The 20,382-nt window shown below is 64.5% G+C and carries 28 protein-coding genes; all 28 read right to left on the bottom strand.

Going from position 1 to position 20,382, the window contains the following annotated elements; all coding sequences use genetic code 11:
* Nucleotides 1-44: 44 nt before the first annotated feature.
* The 28 genes from ACP15H_RS04655 to rpoC all read right to left on the bottom strand — a co-directional run bounded on the left by ACP15H_RS04655 (nt 45) and on the right by rpoC (nt 20,337).
* A complete protein-coding gene (locus ACP15H_RS04655; RefSeq protein ID WP_425065038.1) occupies nt 45-695 on the bottom strand; it encodes an adenylate kinase in 651 nt (216 codons plus the stop codon).
* Nucleotides 692-2,035 (bottom strand): preprotein translocase subunit SecY, encoded by a 1,344-nt coding sequence (gene secY / locus ACP15H_RS04650; RefSeq protein ID WP_425065037.1) that lies wholly within the window; start codon nt 2,033-2,035, stop codon nt 692-694. Before secY ends, ACP15H_RS04655 begins: the two co-directional genes overlap by 4 nt.
* A 59-nt stretch (nt 2,036-2,094) precedes the next feature.
* The gene (gene rplO, locus ACP15H_RS04645; RefSeq protein WP_425065036.1) at nt 2,095-2,574 is read right to left on the bottom strand and encodes a 50S ribosomal protein L15; all 480 of its coding nucleotides are present in this window, start codon (nt 2,572-2,574) and stop codon (nt 2,095-2,097) included.
* 32 nt (nt 2,575-2,606) lie between these two features.
* Complete coding sequence (gene rpmD / locus ACP15H_RS04640; protein WP_425065035.1) at nt 2,607-2,801, bottom strand: 50S ribosomal protein L30; 195 nt, start codon at nt 2,799-2,801, stop codon at nt 2,607-2,609.
* 11 nt (nt 2,802-2,812) lie between these two features.
* Complete coding sequence (rpsE, locus tag ACP15H_RS04635; RefSeq protein ID WP_298313435.1) at nt 2,813-3,397, bottom strand: 30S ribosomal protein S5; 585 nt, start codon at nt 3,395-3,397, stop codon at nt 2,813-2,815.
* A 14-nt stretch (nt 3,398-3,411) separates the two neighbouring features.
* Nucleotides 3,412-3,774: a 50S ribosomal protein L18 gene (gene rplR, locus ACP15H_RS04630; protein ID WP_425065034.1), complete on the bottom strand. Its 363-nt coding sequence runs from the start codon at nt 3,772-3,774 to the stop codon at nt 3,412-3,414.
* A 13-nt stretch (nt 3,775-3,787) separates the two neighbouring features.
* Nucleotides 3,788-4,321, bottom strand: coding sequence for a 50S ribosomal protein L6 (gene rplF / locus ACP15H_RS04625; protein WP_425065033.1), 534 nt, complete (start codon nt 4,319-4,321; stop codon nt 3,788-3,790).
* A 2-nt stretch (nt 4,322-4,323) separates the two neighbouring features.
* Entirely contained in the window at nt 4,324-4,722 is a 399-nt protein-coding gene (rpsH, locus tag ACP15H_RS04620; protein ID WP_304847713.1) for a 30S ribosomal protein S8, read from the bottom strand.
* A gap of 16 nt (nt 4,723-4,738) precedes the next feature.
* The gene (gene rpsN, locus ACP15H_RS04615; RefSeq protein WP_425065032.1) at nt 4,739-5,044 is read right to left on the bottom strand and encodes a 30S ribosomal protein S14; all 306 of its coding nucleotides are present in this window, start codon (nt 5,042-5,044) and stop codon (nt 4,739-4,741) included.
* Between the two features lie 14 nt (nt 5,045-5,058).
* A complete protein-coding gene (gene rplE / locus ACP15H_RS04610) occupies nt 5,059-5,601 on the bottom strand; it encodes a 50S ribosomal protein L5 (RefSeq protein WP_425065031.1) in 543 nt (180 codons plus the stop codon).
* A gap of 11 nt (nt 5,602-5,612) precedes the next feature.
* Entirely contained in the window at nt 5,613-5,936 is a 324-nt protein-coding gene (gene rplX, locus ACP15H_RS04605; protein WP_425065030.1) for a 50S ribosomal protein L24, read from the bottom strand.
* A gap of 2 nt (nt 5,937-5,938) precedes the next feature.
* Entirely contained in the window at nt 5,939-6,307 is a 369-nt protein-coding gene (gene rplN, locus ACP15H_RS04600; RefSeq protein ID WP_298313445.1) for a 50S ribosomal protein L14, read from the bottom strand.
* 18 nt (nt 6,308-6,325) lie between these two features.
* On the bottom strand, nt 6,326-6,574 hold the full coding sequence (gene rpsQ / locus ACP15H_RS04595; protein ID WP_298313447.1) for a 30S ribosomal protein S17: 249 nt from the start codon (nt 6,572-6,574) through the stop codon (nt 6,326-6,328).
* A gap of 10 nt (nt 6,575-6,584) precedes the next feature.
* Nucleotides 6,585-6,776 (bottom strand): 50S ribosomal protein L29, encoded by a 192-nt coding sequence (gene rpmC, locus ACP15H_RS04590; protein ID WP_298313449.1) that lies wholly within the window; start codon nt 6,774-6,776, stop codon nt 6,585-6,587.
* An 11-nt stretch (nt 6,777-6,787) separates the two neighbouring features.
* Nucleotides 6,788-7,207, bottom strand: a complete 420-nt coding sequence (gene rplP / locus ACP15H_RS04585; RefSeq protein ID WP_230552238.1) for a 50S ribosomal protein L16 — start codon at nt 7,205-7,207, stop codon at nt 6,788-6,790.
* A 6-nt stretch (nt 7,208-7,213) separates the two neighbouring features.
* Nucleotides 7,214-7,933, bottom strand: a complete 720-nt coding sequence (gene rpsC, locus ACP15H_RS04580) for a 30S ribosomal protein S3 (RefSeq protein WP_425065029.1) — start codon at nt 7,931-7,933, stop codon at nt 7,214-7,216.
* On the bottom strand, nt 7,933-8,319 hold the full coding sequence (gene rplV, locus ACP15H_RS04575; RefSeq protein WP_020695011.1) for a 50S ribosomal protein L22: 387 nt from the start codon (nt 8,317-8,319) through the stop codon (nt 7,933-7,935). The genes rpsC and rplV overlap by 1 nt, the downstream gene beginning before the upstream one ends.
* A 6-nt stretch (nt 8,320-8,325) precedes the next feature.
* The gene (gene rpsS / locus ACP15H_RS04570; RefSeq protein WP_304847675.1) at nt 8,326-8,604 is read right to left on the bottom strand and encodes a 30S ribosomal protein S19; all 279 of its coding nucleotides are present in this window, start codon (nt 8,602-8,604) and stop codon (nt 8,326-8,328) included.
* Nucleotides 8,605-8,614: 10 nt separating this feature from the next.
* Complete coding sequence (gene rplB / locus ACP15H_RS04565) at nt 8,615-9,445, bottom strand: 50S ribosomal protein L2 (RefSeq protein ID WP_425065028.1); 831 nt, start codon at nt 9,443-9,445, stop codon at nt 8,615-8,617.
* Between the two features lie 16 nt (nt 9,446-9,461).
* The gene (locus ACP15H_RS04560) at nt 9,462-9,785 is read right to left on the bottom strand and encodes a 50S ribosomal protein L23 (protein ID WP_298313459.1); all 324 of its coding nucleotides are present in this window, start codon (nt 9,783-9,785) and stop codon (nt 9,462-9,464) included.
* Nucleotides 9,782-10,402, bottom strand: coding sequence for a 50S ribosomal protein L4 (gene rplD / locus ACP15H_RS04555; protein WP_425065027.1), 621 nt, complete (start codon nt 10,400-10,402; stop codon nt 9,782-9,784). Before rplD ends, ACP15H_RS04560 begins: the two co-directional genes overlap by 4 nt.
* A 10-nt stretch (nt 10,403-10,412) precedes the next feature.
* On the bottom strand, nt 10,413-11,135 hold the full coding sequence (gene rplC / locus ACP15H_RS04550; RefSeq protein WP_425065026.1) for a 50S ribosomal protein L3: 723 nt from the start codon (nt 11,133-11,135) through the stop codon (nt 10,413-10,415).
* 28 nt (nt 11,136-11,163) lie between these two features.
* On the bottom strand, nt 11,164-11,478 hold the full coding sequence (gene rpsJ, locus ACP15H_RS04545; protein ID WP_068198221.1) for a 30S ribosomal protein S10: 315 nt from the start codon (nt 11,476-11,478) through the stop codon (nt 11,164-11,166).
* A 36-nt stretch (nt 11,479-11,514) separates the two neighbouring features.
* Nucleotides 11,515-12,705, bottom strand: coding sequence for an elongation factor Tu (tuf, locus tag ACP15H_RS04540; protein ID WP_425065014.1), 1,191 nt, complete (start codon nt 12,703-12,705; stop codon nt 11,515-11,517).
* A 27-nt stretch (nt 12,706-12,732) separates the two neighbouring features.
* Nucleotides 12,733-14,838: an elongation factor G gene (fusA, locus tag ACP15H_RS04535; RefSeq protein ID WP_425065025.1), complete on the bottom strand. Its 2,106-nt coding sequence runs from the start codon at nt 14,836-14,838 to the stop codon at nt 12,733-12,735.
* A 36-nt stretch (nt 14,839-14,874) separates the two neighbouring features.
* Nucleotides 14,875-15,345: a 30S ribosomal protein S7 gene (gene rpsG / locus ACP15H_RS04530; protein ID WP_425065024.1), complete on the bottom strand. Its 471-nt coding sequence runs from the start codon at nt 15,343-15,345 to the stop codon at nt 14,875-14,877.
* A gap of 15 nt (nt 15,346-15,360) precedes the next feature.
* Nucleotides 15,361-15,732, bottom strand: a complete 372-nt coding sequence (gene rpsL / locus ACP15H_RS04525) for a 30S ribosomal protein S12 (protein ID WP_425065023.1) — start codon at nt 15,730-15,732, stop codon at nt 15,361-15,363.
* Nucleotides 15,733-16,164: 432 nt separating this feature from the next.
* The gene (gene rpoC, locus ACP15H_RS04520) at nt 16,165-20,337 is read right to left on the bottom strand and encodes a DNA-directed RNA polymerase subunit beta' (protein WP_425065022.1); all 4,173 of its coding nucleotides are present in this window, start codon (nt 20,335-20,337) and stop codon (nt 16,165-16,167) included.
* Nucleotides 20,338-20,382 lie beyond the last annotated feature (45 nt).

The raw sequence follows: 20,382 nt of genomic DNA, 5'->3' as shown, positions 1-20,382 counted from the left end.
GATTATATGTATCCGCACCCCCGAGTCAATGGAACTCACCCTTGTCAAGTCCCCGCCAGAACTCCTGCGATCTGGCGGTAAACCTCGTCCATCGCGGCCATCCCGTCGACCTTCCGAAGCACCCCGCGGGCGCTGTAGTAGGGCAACAAGGGCTCGGTCTGAGCCCTGTAGGCAGCCATGCGAGTCTTCATAGTCTCTGCATTGTCGTCCTTGCGGCGAGTGAACTCCGTCGACCCGCAGACGTCGCAGACCCCGTCGACCTTCGGCCGCTTGAACTTGTCGTGGTAGCCCGCCCCGCACTTGGCGCAGGAAAAGCGGCCGACGATGCGCTCGGTCAGCGCCTTCTCGTCGACTTCCATTTCGATCACCCGGTCGAGCTCCTTGCCCGATTCGGCCAGCATCTTGTCCAGCGCCTTGGCCTGGGCCTCGGTCCGCGGGAAACCGTCCAGGATGAAGCCCTTGGCGCAGTCCGGCTGGGCGATGCGGTCGCGGATCAGGCCCACCATCAGCTCGTCGGGGACCAGTTCGCCCCGCTCCATGATGCCCTTGGCCTTCTGCCCGAGCTCGCTCCCCGAGGCGACGGCCGCCCGCAGCATGTCGCCGGTCGAAAGCTGGATCAGCCCCCGCTCCTGCTGCAGCCGCTGGGCCTGGGTGCCCTTTCCGGCCCCCGGCGGTCCGAGAAGAATGATGTTCATCGGCCCTTGCCCCGCAGCCGGGCCTTCTTGATGAGGCCCTCATATTGGTGGGCAAGCAGATGCGCCTGCACCTGGGTCACCGTGTCGAGTGTGACGGACACCACGATCAGCAGGCTGGTACCGCCGAAGTAGAACGGCACACCGCCGCGGGCGATCAACAGTTCCGGCAGGATACAGACGGCCGAGAGGTAGACCGCTCCGATGACCGTGAGCCGGTTCAGGATGTACTCAAGATATTCGGCCGTGTTCTTGCCCGGGCGGATGCCTGGAATGAAACCGCCGTTTTTCTTCAGATTGTCGGCTGTGTCGACCGGATTGAACACAACGGTCGTGTAGAAGAAGCAGAAGAATACGATCAGGCCGATATAGGCGATCAGGTACGCCGGCTGACCATGGCCGAGATGGGTCGAGAACCACTGGATCCAGCCGGGCTCGCCCGTCCCCTGGAACGACGCGATCGTGGCGGGAAACAGCAGCAGCGACGACGCGAAGATCGGCGGAATGACGCCGGCCGTATTGATCTTCAGCGGCAGGTGAGAGGCCTCGCCGCCATACATGCGGTTGCCGACCTGGCGCTTGGGATACTGGACGACGATTCGTCTCTGCGCGGTCTCGACGAAGACGACCACCGCCACGACCAGCACGATGCCGATGATCAGCGCGATGATGAACAGTGCCGACAGGGCGCCGGTGCGGCCCAGTTCCAGGGTCTGGATCAGAGCATCCGGCAGAGCCGCGACGATGCCGGCGAAGATGATCAGCGAGACGCCGTTGCCGACACCCCGAGCGGTAATCTGCTCGCCCAGCCACATGAGGAACAGCGTCCCGCCGACCAGGGTCACGATCGTGACGAAGCGGAAGAAGACGCCGGGATCGATCACGACGGGCCCCGCGGCGGCGACCTGACTCTCGAGGCCGACGGCGATTCCGTAGGCCTGGAAAGTCGCAAGGACGACCGTGCCGTAGCGCGTGTACTGGTTGATCTTCTTGCGGCCGGCCTCGCCCTCCTTCTTCAGCGCCTCCAGCGACGGCACGACCGTCGTCAGGATCTGCATGATGATGGAGGCCGAGATATACGGCATGATGCTCAGCGCGAGCACGGACATGCGGCCGATCGAGCCGCCCGAGAACACGTCGAGAAGCCCCGCGATACCGCCGGCATTCTGCTTGAAAATCTCGGCCAGGGCGGCCGGATCCACGCCGGGGACCGGGATATAGGCGCCGATGCGGAAGACGACGAGCGCGGCCACGGTGAACCACAGTCGCTTCTTCAGCTCGGTCGCCCTACCGATCGAACCCCAGTTCAGGTTAGATGCAAGTTGCTCGGCGGCGGATGCCATGGAACCTCACGCGTGAACGACACAAGGGGGAAACGACGCCCCCGTTGACGTCGTCCGGTTCAGGCCGCGTCGGCGACGGGCTTGGGCGGCAGTTCGACCTTACCACCGACCTTCTCGACCGCGGCAATCGCCGACGCCGAAGCGCCCGCAACCTTCACGTCGATCTTGGTCGTCAGTTCGCCCTTGCCAAGAAGACGGACGCCGTCCGCGGCATTCTTGATCAGGCCAGCGGCGATCATCGCCTCGGCGTCGATCAGCTTGCCGGCGTCGAGCTTCTTGTCGTCGATCGCCTTCTGCAGCGTGCCCAGGTTGATCACCTGCCAGGTCTTCTGGTGCGGCGGACGGAAACCGCGCTTGGGGATGCGCCGGTAGAGCGGCATCTGGCCGCCCTCGAAGCCCTTGATGGCCACGCCGGTACGCGACTTCTGGCCCTTGACGCCACGACCTGCGGTCTTGCCCTTGCCGGAGCCGATACCGCGGCCGACGCGCATGCGTCCCTTGCGGGCGCCCGGATTGTCGGAGATCTGGTTCAGTCTCATGGTCTTCTACCTCCGCGCCACAGCCCCGGGGGCTAGCGCGTTTCCTCTTCGACGCGCACGAGATGGCGCACCTTGTTGATCATGCCGCGCACTTCGGGCGTATCCACGAGCTCGCGGGTACGGTGGCGCTTGTTCAAGCCCAGGCCGATCAGCGTTCCGCGCTGGTCTTCCGTGCGGCCGATGTGGCTGCCGGTCTGGGTGATCTTGATGGTCTTGCCCTGGGCCATAGTCCGGTTCCTTAAGCCGCCGCTTCGGCGGTGGTCTCGTCGCGACGGCCCAGCAGATCGCCGACCTTCTTGCCGCGACGGGTCGCAACCATGCGCGGCGAGTTGAGCTGGTCGAGCGCCTTGAAGGTCGCCTTGATCATGTTGTGCGGGTTGGACGTGCCGACCGACTTGGCGACGATGTCCTTGATACCCAGGGTCTCGAAGATGGCGCGCATCGGGCCGCCGGCAATGATGCCGGTTCCGGCCGGAGCCGCACGCAGCGTCACCTTGCCGGCGCCGAAGCGGCCCTTGACGTCGTGATGCAGCGTGCGTCCGTCGCGCAGCGGCACCCGGATCAGACCGCGCTTGGCGGCTTCCGTCGCCTTGCGGATCGCTTCCGGAACCTCGCGGGCCTTGCCCGCACCGTGACCGACGCGGCCACGCTGGTCGCCGACTACGACGATGGCGGCGAAAGCGAAGCGACGACCACCCTTCACGACCTTCGCGACGCGATTGATCGTGACCAGCTTGTCGGTCAGTTCATTGTCCTCGTCGCGGTCACGGGGCCGATCGCGATCGCGCGGGGAACGGCCGGAACCACCGGGTGAACGAGCCATATTCTAACTCCCGATCAGAACGACAGGCCGCCCTCACGGGCGGCATTGGCCAGCGCAGCGATGCGGCCGTGATACGTGTAGCCACCGCGGTCAAAGACGACTTCCTTGACTCCGGCCGCGACGGCGCGAGCGGCAATCAGCTTGCCGACTTCGGCAGCTGCGCCCTTGTCGGCGCCGGTCTTGAGCGAGCCCCGGACGTCCTTGTCGAGCGTCGAGGCAGCGGCCAGGGTGACGCCCTTCCGGTCGTCGATGACCTGGGCGTAGATGTGCTTGCCCGAGCGGAAGACGCTGAGGCGCGGGCGGCCGTTGCTGGCCTGGCGCAGCGCGTAGCGCGTGCGCCGCTGGCGACGGGCGAAAAGAGCATTGCGGTCGGACATGATTCTCTCGCCTCTACTTCTTCTTGCCTTCCTTGCGCCGGATCGTCTCAGTCGAGTACTTGATGCCCTTGCCCTTGTAGGGCTCGGGCGGACGCAGGCTGCGGATCTCGGCCGCAATCTGGCCCACACGCTGACGATCCGAACCCGATATCTCGATCTCGGTAGGCTTGAGCGCCTTGATCTGGATACCAGCCGGAATGGGAATTTCGACATCATGGCTGAAGCCGAGCTGCATTTTCAGCATCTTGGCGTCGGCCGCGGCGCGATAGCCCACGCCGTTGATCTCGAGGTTGATGGTGAACCCGTCGGAAACGCCGCGAACGACGTTGCTCGCCAGGTTGCGCGCCGTGCCCCACTGCATGCGGGCGCGGCGGCTGTCGTTACGCGGCTTGAAGACCAGCCCTTCGCCTTCCTTGGCGACGGAAACGTCGTCATGGACGACGAGCTGGAGCTCGCCCCGCTTGCCCTTGGCCTTGAGATGCTGGCCCTTGAGCTCGATGGTGACACCGGCCGGAATGACGACCGGATTTTTGCCGACGCGCGACATGCTCAGAACACCTTGCAGATGACTTCGCCGCCGACATTGGCGGCACGCGCCTCGGCGTCCGACATGACACCGCGCGGCGTGGACAGGATCGAGATGCCCAGCCCGTTGAAGTGGCGCGGCAACTCGCGGATCTTGGAGTAGACGCGGCGTCCCGGCGTGGAGACGCGCTTAATCTCCTTGATGACCGGACGGCCGTTGTCGTACTTCAGCTCGATACGGAGTTCGCGAACGCCCGGCCGAAGCTCTTCCTCGAACCAGCCGCGGATATAGCCCTCGCGCTGGAGCACGTCGAGCACGCTCGAGCGGAGCCGCGAAGCCGGAGCCGTCACGCTCTCGAGGCGCGCCGACTGGCCGTTGCGGATGCGGGTCAGCAAATCGCCGACGGGATCTGTCATCGCCATGGTCTACGGTCCCCGTTTACCAGCTCGACTTCACGACGCCGGGCAGAGCGCCCAGCGACGCGAGCTGACGCAGCGCAATGCGCGACAGCTTGAACTTGCGGTACACGGCCCGCGGACGGCCCGTGAGTTCGCACCGGTTGCGCACCCGCGTCGGCGAGGAATTGCGCGGCAGTTCCGCCAGCTTGAGGCGGGCCCCGAAACGCTCTTCCGGCGTCAACTTGTCGTCGACCGCCATTGCCTTCAGCCTGGCGCGCTTGCCGGCGAATTGCTTCGCCATCTTAGCGCGTCGGTTGTTCTTCTCGACCGAACTCGTCTTGGCCATGTGTTTCTCCGGCCTCAGTTCACGAACGGGAAGTCGAAAGCGCGGAGAAGCGACCTGGCTTCCGCGTCCGTCTTCGCAGTCGTGCAGATGATGATGTCCATACCGCGCACCTGGTCGACCTTGTCGTAGTCGATCTCGGGGAACACGATCTGCTCCTTCAGGCCCATGGCGTAGTTGCCATTGCCGTCGAACGACTTGCCGTTCAGCCCGCGGAAATCGCGAACACGCGGCAGGGCGATCGTGATCAGGCGATCGATGAACTCGTACATGCGGTCGCGGCGCAGCGTGACCTTTGCGCCGATCGCCATGCCCTCGCGCAGCTTGAAGGTCGCGATCGACTTGCGCGACCGGGTGATCACAGGTTTCTGCCCGGTGATCGCCGTGAGGTCGGCCACGGCGCCATCGACGGCCTTGCGGTCGTTGACCGCCTCGCCGACGCCCATGTTGATGACGATCTTGTCGAGCTTCGGCACCTGGAAGGCGTTCTGATAAGAGAACTCCTTCGTGAGCGCCTCACGCACGGTCTTGATGTAGTGTTCTTGCAGACGCGCGGGCATGGCCCGTTCTCCTAGCGGTCGATGGTCTCGCCGGAGGCACGCGCGATGCGCACCTTGCGGCCGTCTTCAAGGAACCGGAAGCCGACTTTCGTCGGCTTATCCGATTTGGGATCCAGCAGGGCCACGTTGGAGACGTGGATCGTGGCCTCGCGTTCGATGATTCCGCCGGCTTCCGCGCGGCTCGGCTTGGTGTGGCGCTTGATCATGTTCACGCCGGAGACGATCACGCGGTTCTCCTTGGGGAGAACGCGCAGGACGTCGCCTACCTTACCCTTGCTGCCACCGGTGATGACTTTCACCCGGTCGCCCTTCTTGATCTTGAGTTTGATTGCCATGGCTAGAGCACCTCAGGCGCAAGCGAGATGATCTTCATGAACTTCTTGGCGCGCAGCTCGCGCGTCACCGGTCCGAAGATACGGGTGCCGATCGGCTCGTCCTGCTTGCTGATGAGCACGGCGGCGTTGCGGTCGAAACGGATCGCGCTGCCGTCCTGGCGGCGCAGCGCGAAGGAAGTGCGCACGACGACGGCGCGATGCACCTCGCCCTTCTTGACCTTGCCGCGCGGGATCGCTTCCTTGATCGACACCACGATCACGTCGCCCACGCTGGCATACTTGCGGCGAGAGCCGCCCAGCACCTTGATGCACTGGACTCGACGGGCACCGGAATTGTCGGCGACCTCGAGGTTGGTTCGCATCTGAATCATGTCTGTGCTCCGATCCGCCTAAGCCTTCGCGCCTTCGACAAGAACTTCCCAGCTCTTGGTCTTGGACAGCGGACGGCATTCGCGGATGCGCACGATTTCGCCGATCTTGCCCTTGTAGGCATTGGCCTCGTCGTGCGCGTGATACTTCTTCGACTTGCGAATGAACTTCTTGTAGATCGGATGCTGAATGCGGCGTTCGACCTTCACGACGATGGTCTTGTCCATCTTGTCGCTGACGACGACGCCTTCCAGGATACGCTTCGGCATTTCGTGCTCCTTAACCGGCGGCCTTTTCGCCCAGCACCGTCTTGATGCGGGCGATGTCGCGGCGCACCTGGCGCGCGCGGGCAGTCTTCTGCAGCTGGCCTCCAGCCTTCTGGAAACGCAGGTTGAACGCTTCCTTACGAAGGTTTCCGAGCTCGTTCTTCAGCTCGTCCTTGGTCTTGGGGCGCAGATCGATGGCCTTCATGTCGTTCTCCCTCAGCCTTCGGCGCCGACGCGCGAAACGAAGCGGGTCTTGATCGGCAGCTTGGCCGCGCCGAGCGCCAGCGCTTCCTTGGCGATCGTGCCCGAAACTCCCTCGAGCTCGAACAGGATGCGGCCCGGCTTCACGCGCGCCGCCCAGAATTCGGGCGCGCCCTTGCCGGAGCCCATGCGGACTTCGGCAGGCTTCTTCGACACCGGGACATCCGGGAACACGCGGATCCAGACACGGCCGGCACGCTTCATGTGACGCGTGATGGCGCGGCGGGCCGCCTCGATCTGGCGCGCCGTCAGACGATCCGGCTCCATCGCCTTCAGCCCATAGGAGCCGAAGTCGAGGTTGAAGCCGCCCTTGGCAGCGCCGCTGATACGACCCTTGAAGGCCTTGCGGTACTTGGTGCGCTTGGGTTGCAGCATGATGGATTACGCGTCCCTCTGCTCGGTGCGCTCGACGCGCGCCGGCGTACGTTGCGGCGCGGCTTCCTCGGCGCGCTTGTCGTGCGCCATCGGGTCGTGCGCCATGATCTCGCCCTTGAACACCCAGACCTTCACACCGCAGGTGCCGAAGGTGGTGAACGCGGTGGCGGTGCCATAGTCGACGTCGGCGCGCAGCGTGTGCAGCGGCACGCGACCTTCGCGGTACCATTCCATGCGGGCGATTTCAGAACCGCCCAGACGTCCCGAGCAGTTGATCCGGATGCCGAGGGCGCCCAGGCGCATCGCCGACTGCACGGCGCGCTTCATGGCGCGACGGAAGGCGACGCGACGCTCGAGCTGCTGGGCGATGTTCTCGGCGATCAGCGTGGCATCGATCTCCGGCTTGCGGATCTCGACGATGTTCAGGGCCACTTCGCCCTTCGTCATCTTGGCGAGATCGCCGCGCAGCTTCTCGATGTCGGCGCCCTTCTTGCCGATCACCACGCCCGGACGGGCGGTGTGGATCGTCACGCGGGCGCGCTTGGCCGGCCGCTCGATGATGATCTTCGCGACGCCGGCCTGGGCCAGCCGCTCGCGCAGCACCTTGCGGATATGGATGTCCTCATGGAGCATCTTCGAGTATTCGGCGCCTTCGGCGTACCAGCGCGAGTCCCAGGTACGGTTGATCCCGAGCCGCAGGCCGATCGGATTGACCTTCTGACCCATTACTTGTCCTCCGCCTCGGCGCGCTCACGCACCACGATGGTGAGATGAGCGAACGGCTTGACGATACCGGCCGCGCGGCCGCGGCCGCGCGTCTGGAACCGCTTCATGACCAAGCCCTTGCCGACCGACGCCTCGGCGACGACCAGACGGTCGACATCGAGGTTGTGGTTGTTCTCGGCGTTGGCAATGGCCGAATTCAGGGCCTTCTTCACGTCGCGGGCAATCCGCTTCTTGGAGAAGGTGAGCTCGTTGACCGCAGTCGCGGCCTTCTTGCCACGGATCGTGGCGGCCACGAGGTCGAGCTTGCGCGGGCTGATGCGCACGGCGCGCAGGACAGCCTTGGCTTCATTGTCCGCCTCACGGCGGGGAGCGGATGGCTTGCTCATCGCGCGTTAATCCTTCGACACTTTCTTGTCACCGGCATGGCCGGTGAAGGTGCGGGTCGGCGAGAATTCGCCGAGCTTGTGACCGACCATTTCCTCGGTGACGTTCACCGGGATGAACTTCTTGCCATTGTAGACGCCGAACGTCAGACCGACGAACTGCGGCAGGATCGTCGAGCGACGCGACCATGTCTTGATCACTTCGCTGCGGATGTTCCCGCGCGACTTCTCGGCCTTCTTGATCAGGCTGCCTTCAACGAAGGGGCCCTTCCAAACGGAGCGTGCCACTGTCTATCTCCTAGCGCGTCGCATGCCGGCGGCGGATGATCATCTTGTCCGTCGCCTTGTTCTTGCGGGTCTTCTTGCCCTTGGTCGGCTTGCCCCACGGCGTCACCGGATGACGGCCACCCGAGGTGCGGCCTTCGCCGCCGCCGTGCGGATGATCGACCGGGTTCATGACCACGCCGCGAACCGTCGGGCGACGGCCGAGCCAACGCTGGCGTCCGGCCTTACCGATGACGATGTTCTGGTTGTCGGGGTTCGACACCGCGCCCACGGTCGCCAGGCACTCGCCCGGCACCAGCCGCAGTTCTCCCGAACTCAACTTGATCTGGGCATAGCCCGCGTCCTTGCCGACGAGCTGGGCGTAGTTGCCGGCAGAGCGCGCCAGCTGGCCGCCGCGGCCCTTCTTCAGCTCGACGTTATGCACGATCGTGCCGACCGGCATATTGGCGAGCGGCATGGCGTTGCCCGGCTTGATGTCGACGCGCTCGCCCGAGACGATCTCGTCGCCCGCCTTCAGGCGCTGCGGCGCCAGGATGTAGGCCAGCTCGCCGTCGGCGTACTTCACCAGCGCGATGAACGCGGTACGGTTCGGGTCGTACTCCAGACGCTCCACCGTCGCCGCGACGTCGAACTTGCGACGCTTGAAGTCGATGATGCGCAGGCGACGCTTGTGACCACCGCCCATGTGATGGCTGGTGATGTGGCCGTGGTTGTTGCGGCCGCCGGTGTTCGACTTGCCGCGCGTCAGCTCCTTTACCGGCTTGCCCTTCCAGAGGCCGGTACGGTCGACGATGACCAGCTGTCGCAGGGACGGCGTGATCGGCTTAAATGTCTTCAAGGCCATTGTTCTGTCTCCCGTCCTACAGGCCCGTGGTCACGTCGATCTTGTGACCCTCGACCAGCGAGACGATCGCCTTCTTCCAGTCGCTCCGCACGCCGGGACGGCCGCGGAATACCTTGCTCTTGCCCTTGACCGTGACGGTGTTGACCGCCTTGACCTTGACCTTGAACAGACCTTCGATGGCCTGCTTGATCTCGGGCTTGGTGGCATCGGCCGCGACCTTGAAGGTCACCTGGCTGTGCTCCGAACCGTTGGTCGTCTTCTCGGTGATCAGCGGTGCACGAATGACTTCGTACATGCGCAGGCGCGAGACGGTTTGGGGGATGTACCGCTTGGCGCTCATTGCAGACGCTCCTCGAGATGCTTCACGGCATCCTTGGTGAGCACCAGCGTGTCGCGGCGCAGGATGTCGTAAACGTTTGCTCCCTGCTGCGGCAGCACATCGACATGGGCGATGTTGGCCGCCGCGCGGGCGAAGTTCGTGTCGATCTCGGCTCCGCCGATGATCAGGGCGCTGGTCAGACCGAGTGCGCCGAAGTGGCCTTTGAGCTGGGCGGTCTTCGGCTCTGCCAGAGCGGCGGCATCAACCACGATCAGCTTGCCTTCGGCGGCCTTGGCCGACAGAGCGGTACGCAGCGCGAGCTTGCGAACCTTCTTGGGCAGGTCGCTGGCATGGCTGCGAACGACCGGACCGAACGCCTTGCCACCGCCACGAAACTGCGGAGCCGCCTCGTTACCGTGACGGGCGCGGCCGGTGCCCTTCTGGGCGTACATCTTCTTGGCCGTCGCCGTAACCTCGGCGCGCCCCTTGGACTTGTGCGTGCCCTGCTGCCGGTGCGAGAGCTGCCACACGACGCAACGCTGCAGGATGTCCTTGCGGACGGGGACGGCGAACACCGCGTCGGCGAGATCGATCTCACCGGCGCTGCCGCCTTCAATGGTCTTGACCGCGATCTTCATGATCTGATCCTTAAGCCTGCGGAGCGGCTTCAGCCGCCGGAGCCGCCGCCTCGGCAGCAGCCTTGCGCAGGCCGGCCGGGTACGGAGCATCCTTGTGACGGGCGCGCTTGGAGGCGTCCTTGACGATGATGTAGCCATTGGCCGGGCCCGGAACCGCGCCGGAAACCAGCAGCAGACCCTTTTCGTCATCGACGGCGACGACCTTCAGGTTCTGGGTGGTCACCCGCTCGTTGCCGTAGTGGCCGGCCATCTTCTTGCCCGGGAAGGTACGGCCGGGATCCTGGCGGTTACCGGTCGAACCATGCGAACGGTGCGAGACCGACACGCCGTGGCTGGCCTCGAGGCCGTGGAAGTTCCAGCGGACCATCGAGCCGGTGAAGCCACGGCCGATCGTGGTGCCGACGACGTCGACGAACTGGCCCGGCACGAAATGGCTGGGCACCAGCTCGGCGCCGACCTCGAGGACCGCGTCCTTGGCGACCCGGAACTCGACGAGCTTCTTCTTCGGCTCGACCTTGGCCTTGGCGAAGTGACCGCGCATCGGCTGGGTCACGTTCTTAACCTTGGCCTTGCCGTAGCCGAGCTGCACGGCAACGTACTTGTCCTTCTCTTCCGAGCGGACAGCAACAACCTGCAGCTGATCCACCTTCAGAACGGTGACGGGCACATGCTCCCCGGCGTCGTTGAAGACGCGGGTCATGCCGACCTTCTGGGTGACGAGACCGCAACGCATGGTCTTCTTCCTTCTTTCCTGGTCCGCTCTAGGCGCCGAGCTTGATTTCGACGTCCACGCCGGAGGCGAGGTCGAGCTTCATCAGCGCGTCCACGGTCTGCGGCGTCGGGTCGACGATATCGAGCACGCGCTTGTGCGTACGGATCTCGAACTGCTCGCGCGACTTCTTGTCGATGTGCGGCGAGCGGTTGACCGTGAACTTCTCGATTCCGGTCGGCAGCGGAATGGGCCCGCGCACCTGCGCGCCCGTCCGCTTGGCCGTGCTGACGATCTCGCTGGTCGACGAATCGAGCACGCGATGATCGAAGGCCTTCAGCCGGATCCGGATGTTTGTGTTGTCCATGGCCATGATGTTCGCCTTGTCGCGTCGGTTACGTTTTTACTTTACGACTTTGGTGACGACGCCGGCGCCGACGGTGCGTCCACCCTCGCGGATGGCGAAGCGCAGGCCCTCGTCCATGGCGATCGGCTGGATCAGCTCGACCACCAGCCGCGCGTTGTCGCCCGGCATCACCATCTCCGTGCCTTCCGGCAGCGTCACCACGCCCGTGACGTCCGTCGTCCGGAAGTAGAACTGCGGACGGTAGTTCGTGAAGAACGGCGTGTGACGGCCGCCCTCTTCCTTCGTCAGGATGTACGCTTCCGCCTCGAAGTTCGTGTGCGGCGTGATCGCGCCCGGCTTCGACAGAACCTGGCCGCGCTCCACGTCCTCACGGCCCACGCCGCGCAGCAGCGCGCCGATATTGTCGCCCGCCTCGCCCGAGTCCAGCAGCTTGCGGAACATCTCGACGCCGGTAACCGTCGTCTTCGTCGTGGCCTTCAGGCCCACGATCTCGACTTCCTCGCCGACCTTCACGATGCCGCGCTCGACGCGACCCGTCACCACCGTGCCGCGGCCCGAGATCGAGAACACGTCCTCGATCGGCATCAGGAACGGCTTATCCTTGTCGCGCGCAGGCTGCGGAATGTACTTGTCGACCTCTTCCATCAGCTTCAGAACCGCCTGCTCGCCCAGCTCGGGGTTCTTGTCCTCCAGCGCCATCAGCGCCGAGCCACGCACCACCGGCAGGTCGTCGCCCGGGAACTGGTAGCTCTTCAGCAGCTCGCGCACTTCAAGCTCGACCAGGTCCAGAAGCTCCGGATCGTCGACCATGTCGCACTTGTTCATGAACACCACCAGCGCCGGGACGCCCACCTGGCGCGCCAGCAGGATGTGCTCGCGCGTCTGCGGCATCGGGCCGTCGGCCGCCGAAACCACCAGGATCGCGCCGTCCATCTGCGCCGCACCCGTGATCATGTTCTTCACGTAGTCGGCATGGCCCGGGCAGTCCACGTGCGCGTAGTGGCGGTTCTGCGTCTCGTACTCGACATGCGCCGTCGAGATCGTGATGCCGCGCTCGCGCTCCTCGGGGGCCTTGTCGATCTGGTCGTAGGCCGTGAACGTCGCGCCACCCGTCTTCGCCAGGATCTTCGTGATCGCAGCCGTCAAAGACGTCTTGCCATGATCGACGTGACCGATCGTTCCGATGTTGCAGTGCGGCTTGTTCCGCTCAAACTTTGCCTTCGACATGTTCGTCTTCCTTACTTCAATCGTTTGTTAGCCAGCCAGCTTGGCGACGACCTTGTCGGCCTCGGCCTGCGGCACGGGAGCATAGTGGTCGAATGTCATGCTGTAGGCCGCGCGCCCCTGCGTCATGGAACGCAGCGTGTTCACGTAGCCGAACATGTTGGCCAGCGGCACCATGGCGTCGATGACCTGCGCGTTGCCACGGGCACTCATGCCCTGGATCTGGCCGCGGCGGCTGTTCAAGTCGCCGATGCAGTCGCCCATGTAGTCGTCCGGCGTCACCACCTCGACCTTCATGATCGGCTCGAGCAGCTTGCACTGCGCCTTCGCCAGACCCTCCTTGAACGCCGCCCGGGCGGCGATTTCGAAGGCAAGAACGCTGGAGTCGACGTCATGGTAGTTGCCGTCGGTCAGCGTGACCTTGAAGTCGATCACCGGGAAGCCGGCGAGAACGCCGGTCTCGCGTGACGCTTCGAGGCCCTTTTCGACACCCGGGATGAATTCCTTGGGAATCGAACCGCCAACGATCTTGTTCTCGAACGAGTAGCCCGAACCGGGCTCGCCCGGTTCGAAGGTCAGCTTCACGCGGGCGAACTGCCCCGAACCGCCGGACTGCTTCTTGTGGGTGTAGTCGATCTCGGCCTTGCGGCCCAGCGTCTCGCGGTAGGCGACCTGCGGGGCGCCGACATTGGCATCGACCTTGTAGGTACGGCGCAGGATGTCGACCTTGATCTCGAGATGGAGCTCGCCCATCCCCTTGATGACGGTCTGACCGGTTTCCTGGTCGGTCGAAACGCGGAACGTCGGGTCTTCCTGGACCAGGCGACCCAGCGCCTGACCGAGCTTCTCCTGGTCGGCCTTCGACTTCGGCTCGATGGCGAGCTCGATGACGGGATCCGGAAAGTCCATGCGCTCGAGGATCACGGCGTGCTCGGGATCGCACAGCGTGTCGCCGGTCGTGACGCTCTTGAGGCCGGCCAGGGCGATGATGTCGCCGGCGCGGGCTTCCTTCACGTCTTCACGGTCGTTGGCATGCATGAGCAGCATGCGGCCGATGCGCTCCTTGCGGTCCTTGGTGCTGTTCAGCACGCCGGTCGCCGACTGGAGCACGCCCGAGTAGACGCGGGCGAAGGTGAGCGAGCCCACGAAGGGATCGGTCATGATCTTGAAGGCGAGCGCGGACATCGGCGCATCGTCGCTCGACGGCAGCGTGATCGGCTCGTCGGTGCCCATCTTCACGCCCTTGACGTCCTCGACGTCGGTCGGCGCCGGCAGATAGTTCACCACGGCATCGAGCATGGGCTGCACGCCCTTGTTCTTGAAGGCCGAGCCGCACAGGATCGGCACGAACGCGTAGTTGATCGTGCCCTTGCGGATGCACTTGATCAGCGTGTCGTAGTCGGGCTCCTCGCCGTCGAGGAACTTCTGCATGGCCTCGTCGTCCTGCTCGACGGCCATATCGAGCAGCTTGGCGCGGTATTCCGCGGCCTTTTCCTTCATGTCGGCCGGGATCTCGACGACTTCGAACTTCGCGCCGAGCGTCTCTTCCAGCCAGATGATCGCCTTGTTGGCGACCAGGTCGACCAAGCCCTTGTACTCGCCCTCGGAGCCGATCGGCAGCTGCGTCACCAGCGGCTTGGCGCCCAGGCGATCGACGATCATGTCGACGGTGCGATAGAAGTTCGCGCCCGTGCGGTCCATCTTGTTGACGAAGCAGATGCGCGGCACGCCGTACTTGTCGGCCTGGCGCCAAACCGTCTCGGACTGCGGCTCGACGCCGGCCACCGAGTCGAACACGCAAACGGCACCGTCGAGCACGCGCAGCGAACGCTCGACTTCGATCGTAAAGTCGACGTGGCCCGGCGTGTCGATGATGTTGACGCGGTAGTTGATGCCGGCGTTCGGGCCGGACTCGACCGTCCAGAAGCAGGTCGTCGCGGCGGACGTGATCGTGATGCCGCGCTCCTGCTCCTGCTCCATCCAGTCCATCGTCGCGGCGCCGTCGTGGACTTCGCCGATCTTATGCGACTTGCCGGTGTAGTACAGGATGCGCTCGGTCGTCGTGGTCTTGCCGGCATCGATGTGCGCCATGATGCCGATATTGCGGTAGTGCGCGATGGGGGTCGTGCGAGCCATGGAGAGGGGCTTTCTAGGAAAAGGCCTGGAGTTCGCTTACCAGCGGTAGTGAGCGAACGCCTTGTTGGCGTCGGCCATCTTGTGGGTATCCTCGCGCTTCTTCACCGCGTTGCCGCGACGATTGAAGGCGTCGAGCAGCTCGGCGGAGAGCTTCTCGGTCATGCTGTGGCCCGAGCGGTCGCGCGCGGCCTGGATGATCCAGCGGATCGCCAGGGCCTGACGGCGCTCCGGACGGACCTCGACGGGAACCTGGTACGTAGCACCACCGACGCGGCGCGAGCGCACTTCGACGGCCGGCTTCACGTTCTCGAGCGCCTCATGGAAGGCCGGCACCGGATCCTGCTTGAGCTTGGATTCGACCTCATCGAGCGCACCGTAAACGATGTGCTCGGCGACCGACTTCTTGCCACGCTCCATCAGCGTGTTCATGAACTTGCTGAGAACGATATCGCCGAACTTGGCGTCCGGCAGAACTTCACGCTTTTCGGCTGCGCGACGACGAGACATGTTCTTCTCCGCGCCTTACTTGGGACGCTTCGCGCCGTACTTCGAACGGCGTTGGCGGCGGTCCTTGACACCCTGCGTATCGAGGGTGCCGCGAATGATGTGATAGCGAACGCCCGGAAGATCCTTCACGCGACCACCGCGGATCATGACCACCGAATGCTCCTGGAGATTGTGACCCTCGCCCGGGATGTAGCTCACCACTTCATAGGCGTTGGTGAGGCGCACCTTGGCGACCTTGCGAAGCGCCGAGTTCGGCTTCTTCGGGGTGGTCGTGTAGACGCGGGTGCAAACGCCACGCTTCTGCGGGCAGGCTTCGAGTGCCGGCACCTTATTGTGGGCCTTCAGGCCCTGGCGCTGCTTGCGGATCAACTGGTTAATAGTCGGCATTGATTTCCGGTTTCCTTAACGCCGTCTCGGGTCCGCCCAACATCGACGCAAAGACACAAAGCAATTGCGCGGGCATAGCGGCTAAAGCGCAGCCCCGCGCGAAAAGTGGCTTTGTGGCCTAATGGCCTGACTTGTAGCGGTCCTCGGCGTCAGGCTGCGTTTTGGCTTACGCCAACCACCAGCCCCTCCGACGAGGTGGCGCGCTTATATGGCCGCTGTTCCTAGGCGTCAAGCACGCGACGGCGCTTTTCGCATTGATATCGTTGGATATTTCTGAGTCGCCGGATTCTGACTCGTTCCTGACTCGCATCCGGCGACGAGCGCAAGAATCTAACAACCATATCTGGTGGTATTGCGCCAGCCCGGCCACAATTAAGGAAGGCCGCCCCCTTCCGAGGACGGCCTTCCCATTCATTCGCTCTACCGCCGTGATCAGTCGGCCGCGCGCTCTTCCTCGAGCGTCGGGACCGCCAACTCCTCGCCTTCCACGCCGGCGGCCAGGATCGCCCGGTCGCGCTGGGCGGCGATCGCCTTGAGACGGTTGACGACTCCGCCGGTACCCGCCGGGATCAGGCGGCCGACGATGACGTTCTCCTTCAGCCCCTGCAGGTTGTCGACACGGCCGCCGACCGCTGCCTCCGTCAGCACCCGGGTGGTCTCCTGGAAGGAGGCCGCCGAGATGAACGACTTGGTCTGCAACGACGCCTTGGTGATGCCGAGCAGCACCGGATCGGCCTTCGCAGGCTTCAGCTTTTCGGCGAGGATCTTGGCGTTCTCCACCTCGAACTCCGCCTTGTCGATCTGCTCGCCGATCAGGAACGTCGTGTCGCCAGCCTCGGTGATCTCGACCTTCTGCAGCATCTGACGCGCGATCGTCTCGATGTGCTTGTCGTTGATCTTCACGCCCTGCAGTCGATAGACCTCCTGGATCTCGTTCACCAGGTACTCGGCCAGCTTCTCGATGCCCAGCACGCGCAGGATGTCGTGCGGCACCGGGTTGCCGTCGATCAGCAGATCGCCGCGCTCCACATAGTCGCCCTCCTGGACGGCAATGCGCTTGCCCTTCGGGATCAGGTACTCGACCGGCTCCGCGCCCTCGCCTTCCGGCACGATCAGGACGCGGCGCTTGTTCTTGTAGTCCTTGCCGAACTCGATGCGGCCCGAGATGTCGCAGATGATCGCGAAATCCTTGGGCTTGCGCGCCTCGAACAGCTCCGCCACGCGCGGCAGACCGCCCGTGATGTCGCGGTTCTTGCCGCCCTCGCGCGGGATACGCGCGAGGATGTCGCCGGCATTGACTTCCTGCCCGTTCTCGACCGAGAGCACCGAGTCGAGCGACAGCAGGTACCGGGCCTCCTGGCCATTGGCCAGCATGATCGGATTGCCGTCGGCACCGTGGATGGCGATGCGCGGACGCAGGTCGCCGCCGCGCGGCTGTCCCTTCCAGTCGACCACGACCCGGTTGGAGATGCCCGTCGAGTCGTCGATCACCTCGCGCATCGACACGCCCTCGACGAGATCGACATAGACCGCCTTACCCGCCTTCTCGGTGATGATGGGCAGAGTGTAGGGATCCCATTCGGCGAGCTTCTGGCCCTTCGTAACGAGGGTGTCGCTGTCGACCAGGAGGCGCGCACCGTACGGCACGCGATGCTTGGCCCGCTCGCGCTGGGTGCCGTCGATCAGCACCAGCTCGGTATTGCGGCCCATGACGACCGGCACGCCCGAGCTGTTGATCACGACGTTGCGGTTGCGCACCTGGATGGTGCCGTCGTGGCTGGCTTCGATGTTCGACTGCTCCGCGCCGCGCTGCGCGGCGCCGCCGATGTGGAAGGTACGCATCGTGAGCTGCGTTCCCGGCTCGCCGATCGACTGGGCCGCGATCACGCCCACCGCCTCGCCGATGTTGACCGGAGTGCCACGTGCCAGGTCACGGCCGTAGCACTTGCCGCAGACGCCGATCTTGGTGTCGCAGGTCAGCACGGACCGGATGCGAAGCTCCTCGATGCCGGCCTTGTCGATCAGCTCGACCTTGACCTCGTCGATGAGTTCGCCGGCCTTGCTGATCACCACGCCCGTCAGCGGATCGACGATGTCGTCCAGCGCCGTGCGTCCGAGGACCCGCTCGGAGAGCGGCTCGATCACATCGCCGCCGTCGACGACCGCGCGCATCGTGAGGCCGCGCTCGGTGCCGCAATCCTCTTCGAGGATGATGCAGTCCTGCGCCACGTCTACCAGACGTCGCGTCAGGTATCCCGAGTTCGCCGTCTTCAGCGCCGTGTCGGCCAGTCCCTTGCGGGCGCCGTGGGTGGAGTTGAAGTACTCCAGCACGGACAGGCCTTCCTTGAAGTTCGACAGGATCGGCGTCTCGATGATCTCGCCCGAGGGCTTGGTCATCAGACCGCGCATGCCCGCCAGCTGCTTCATCTGCGTCGCCGAACCGCGGGCGCCGGAATGCGCCATCATCCACACCGCGTTGACGGGCTTGCCCGGCGCCGGCGTCGAGATGCCCTTCATCATTTCCTCGGCGACACGGTCCGAGCAACGCGACCAGGCGTCGACGACCTTGTTGTACTTCTCGCCGGAGGTGATCAGGCCGTCCTGGTACTGCTGCTCGTATTCCTTCACTTCCTTGTTGGTCTGTGCGACCAGCTTCACCTTGGCGGTGGGAATGACGAGGTCGTCCTTGCCGAACGAGATGCCGGCACGGCAGGCGTGATAGAAGCCGAGACCCATCAGGCGATCGGCGAAGATCACCGTCTCCTTCTGACCGCAATGGCGGTAGACGGAGTCGATGACGTTCTGCAGGTCCTTCTTGGTCAGCAGGCGGTTGATCAGCGAGAACGGCAGGTTCTCGTGCTTGGGCAGGATCTGCGCCAGCAGGATGCGGCCCGGCGTGGTCTCGACGACGCGCCTGGCGAACACGCCCTTCTCGTCGTAGGCCTCCAGACGCATCTTGATGCGCGCATGCATGGAGAGCGTGCGGCTGTGCAGCGCATGCTCCAGCTCGCCGATCTCGGAGAACAGCGAGCCTTCGCCCGGCTCGCCCTCGCGCTCCAGCGTGATGTAGTAGATGCCGAGCACGATGTCCTGCGACGGCACGATGATCGGCTTGCCCGACGCCGGCGACAGGATGTTGTTGGTCGACATCATCAGCACGCGTGCCTCGAGCTGGGCTTCCAGCGACAGCGGCACGTGGACCGCCATCTGGTCACCGTCGAAGTCGGCGTTGAAGGCGGTGCAGACCAGCGGGTGGAGTTGGATCGCCTTGCCTTCGATGAGCACCGGCTCGAACGCCTGGATGCCCAGGCGATGCAGCGTCGGCGCACGGTTCAGCAGCACGGGATGCTCGCGGATGACCTCCTCGAGGATGTCCCACACTTCCGGCCGTTCCTTCTCGACCATCCGCTTGGCGGCCTTGATGGTGTTGGCCATGCCGTAGTTCTGCAGCCGCGAATAGATGAACGGCTTGAACAGCTCGAGCGCCATCTTCTTCGGCAGGCCGCACTGGTGCAGCTTGAGTTCCGGACCGACCACGATGACCGAGCGGCCCGAATAGTCGACGCGCTTGCCGAGCAGGTTCTGGCGGAAGCGGCCCTGCTTGCCCTTCAGCATGTCGCTCAGCGACTTCAGCGGGCGCTTGTTGGCGCCGGTGATCACGCGGCCGCGACGGCCGTTGTCGAACAGGGCGTCGACCGACTCCTGCAGCATGCGCTTCTCGTTGCGCACGATGATGTCGGGCGCGCGCAGCTCCATCAGCCGCTTGAGGCGGTTGTTGCGGTTGATGACGCGACGGTAGAGGTCGTTCAGGTCGGAGGTCGCGAAGCGGCCGCCGTCGAGCGGCACCAGCGGCCGCAGCTCGGGCGGGATCACCGGCACCAGCTCGAGGATCATCCATTCCGGACGGGCGCCGGACTCGATGAAGTTCTCGCAAAGCTTCAGCCGCTTCACGAGCTTCTTGCGCTTGGCCTCCGAGGTCGTCTCGCGCAGCTCTTCGCGGAGGCGCGGACGCTCCTCGTTGAGGTCGATCGCCTGCAGCATCCCGCGGATCGCCTCGGCGCCGATCTCGGCCTCGAAGGAGCCCTCGCCGTATTCGTCGAGCGCGTTGAGGTACTGCTCTTCGTTCAGCAGCTCACGGTACTTGAGCGGCGTCAGGCCGGGATTGCTGACGACATAGTTCTCGAAATACAGGATGCGCTCGAGGTCGCGCAGCGTCATGTCGAGCAGCAGTCCGATGCGGCTCGGCAGCGACTTCAGGAACCAGATGTGCGCCACCGGCGAGGCCAGTTCGATGTGGCCCATGCGCTCGCGGCGCACCTTGGTGAGGGTCACTTCGACGCCGCACTTCTCGCAGGTGATGCCGCGGAACTTCATGCGCTTGTACTTGCCGCACAGGCACTCGTAGTCCTTGATCGGCCCGAAGATGCGGGCGCAGAACAGGCCGTCACGCTCCGGCTTGAACGTGCGGTAGTTGATGGTCTCCGGCTTCTTGATCTCGCCGTGGCTCCAGGTGCGGATGCGCTCGGGGCTGGCGATCGAGATGCGGATCTCGTCGAAGGTCGGGGTGCCCTGCGGCTGGCCCAGTACGTTGATAAGGTCGGTCATTGTTGTCCTACTGTTCTGTGGACGTAATTCTCGAAGACGGGAGGC

The sequence above is a fragment of the Reyranella sp. genome (genome assembly GCF_965249915.1).
Taxonomy (GTDB): domain Bacteria; phylum Pseudomonadota; class Alphaproteobacteria; order Reyranellales; family Reyranellaceae; genus Reyranella.
Note: the sequence above shows the minus strand (reverse complement) of the source record. Positions and strands in the feature narration are given on the sequence as shown.

Bases quoted from the DNA above. Each gene is read 5' to 3' on its own strand.
- rpsC (WP_425065029.1), bottom strand. From the start codon at position 7,933: ATGGGTCAGAAGGTCAATCCGATCGGCCTGCGGCTCGGGATCAACCGT.
- rplO (WP_425065036.1), bottom strand. From the start codon at position 2,574: ATGAGACTGAACCAGATCTCCGACAATCCGGGCGCCCGCAAGGGACGC.
- fusA (WP_425065025.1), bottom strand. From the start codon at position 14,838: ATGGCTCGCACGACCCCCATCGCGCACTACCGCAATATCGGCATCATG.
- rpsQ (WP_298313447.1), bottom strand. From the start codon at position 6,574: ATGCCGAAGCGTATCCTGGAAGGCGTCGTCGTCAGCGACAAGATGGAC.
- tuf (WP_425065014.1), bottom strand. From the start codon at position 12,705: ATGTCGAAGGCAAAGTTTGAGCGGAACAAGCCGCACTGCAACATCGGA.
- rplR (WP_425065034.1), bottom strand. From the start codon at position 3,774: ATGTCCGACCGCAATGCTCTTTTCGCCCGTCGCCAGCGGCGCACGCGC.
- rpsE (WP_298313435.1), bottom strand. From the start codon at position 3,397: ATGGCTCGTTCACCCGGTGGTTCCGGCCGTTCCCCGCGCGATCGCGAT.
- rplV (WP_020695011.1), bottom strand. From the start codon at position 8,319: ATGAGCAAGCCATCCGCTCCCCGCCGTGAGGCGGACAATGAAGCCAAG.
- rplB (WP_425065028.1), bottom strand. From the start codon at position 9,445: ATGGCCTTGAAGACATTTAAGCCGATCACGCCGTCCCTGCGACAGCTG.
- rpmC (WP_298313449.1), bottom strand. From the start codon at position 6,776: ATGAAGGCCATCGATCTGCGCCCCAAGACCAAGGACGAGCTGAAGAAC.
- rplC (WP_425065026.1), bottom strand. From the start codon at position 11,135: ATGCGTTGCGGTCTCGTCACCCAGAAGGTCGGCATGACCCGCGTCTTC.
- rpmD (WP_425065035.1), bottom strand. From the start codon at position 2,801: ATGGCCCAGGGCAAGACCATCAAGATCACCCAGACCGGCAGCCACATC.
- rplD (WP_425065027.1), bottom strand. From the start codon at position 10,402: ATGAAGATCGCGGTCAAGACCATTGAAGGCGGCAGCGCCGGTGAGATC.
- rpsL (WP_425065023.1), bottom strand. From the start codon at position 15,732: ATGCCGACTATTAACCAGTTGATCCGCAAGCAGCGCCAGGGCCTGAAG.
- rpsN (WP_425065032.1), bottom strand. From the start codon at position 5,044: ATGGCCAAGACGAGTTCGGTCGAGAAGAACAACCGACGCGCTAAGATG.
- ACP15H_RS04655 (WP_425065038.1), bottom strand. From the start codon at position 695: ATGAACATCATTCTTCTCGGACCGCCGGGGGCCGGAAAGGGCACCCAG.
- rplE (WP_425065031.1), bottom strand. From the start codon at position 5,601: ATGCCCGCGCGTCTGCAAGAACACTACATCAAGACCGTGCGTGAGGCG.
- ACP15H_RS04560 (WP_298313459.1), bottom strand. From the start codon at position 9,785: ATGAGCGCCAAGCGGTACATCCCCCAAACCGTCTCGCGCCTGCGCATG.
- rpsG (WP_425065024.1), bottom strand. From the start codon at position 15,345: ATGTCTCGTCGTCGCGCAGCCGAAAAGCGTGAAGTTCTGCCGGACGCC.
- secY (WP_425065037.1), bottom strand. From the start codon at position 2,035: ATGGCATCCGCCGCCGAGCAACTTGCATCTAACCTGAACTGGGGTTCG.
- rpsH (WP_304847713.1), bottom strand. From the start codon at position 4,722: ATGGCGATGACAGATCCCGTCGGCGATTTGCTGACCCGCATCCGCAAC.
- rplX (WP_425065030.1), bottom strand. From the start codon at position 5,936: ATGGCAATCAAACTCAAGATCAAGAAGGGCGACCGGGTGAAAGTCATC.
- rpsJ (WP_068198221.1), bottom strand. From the start codon at position 11,478: ATGGACAACACAAACATCCGGATCCGGCTGAAGGCCTTCGATCATCGC.
- rplN (WP_298313445.1), bottom strand. From the start codon at position 6,307: ATGATTCAGATGCGAACCAACCTCGAGGTCGCCGACAATTCCGGTGCC.
- rplP (WP_230552238.1), bottom strand. From the start codon at position 7,207: ATGCTGCAACCCAAGCGCACCAAGTACCGCAAGGCCTTCAAGGGTCGT.
- rpoC (WP_425065022.1), bottom strand. From the start codon at position 20,337: ATGACCGACCTTATCAACGTACTGGGCCAGCCGCAGGGCACCCCGACC.
- rplF (WP_425065033.1), bottom strand. From the start codon at position 4,321: ATGTCGCGCGTCGGCAAAAATCCGGTCGTCATTCCGGCCGGTGTCACC.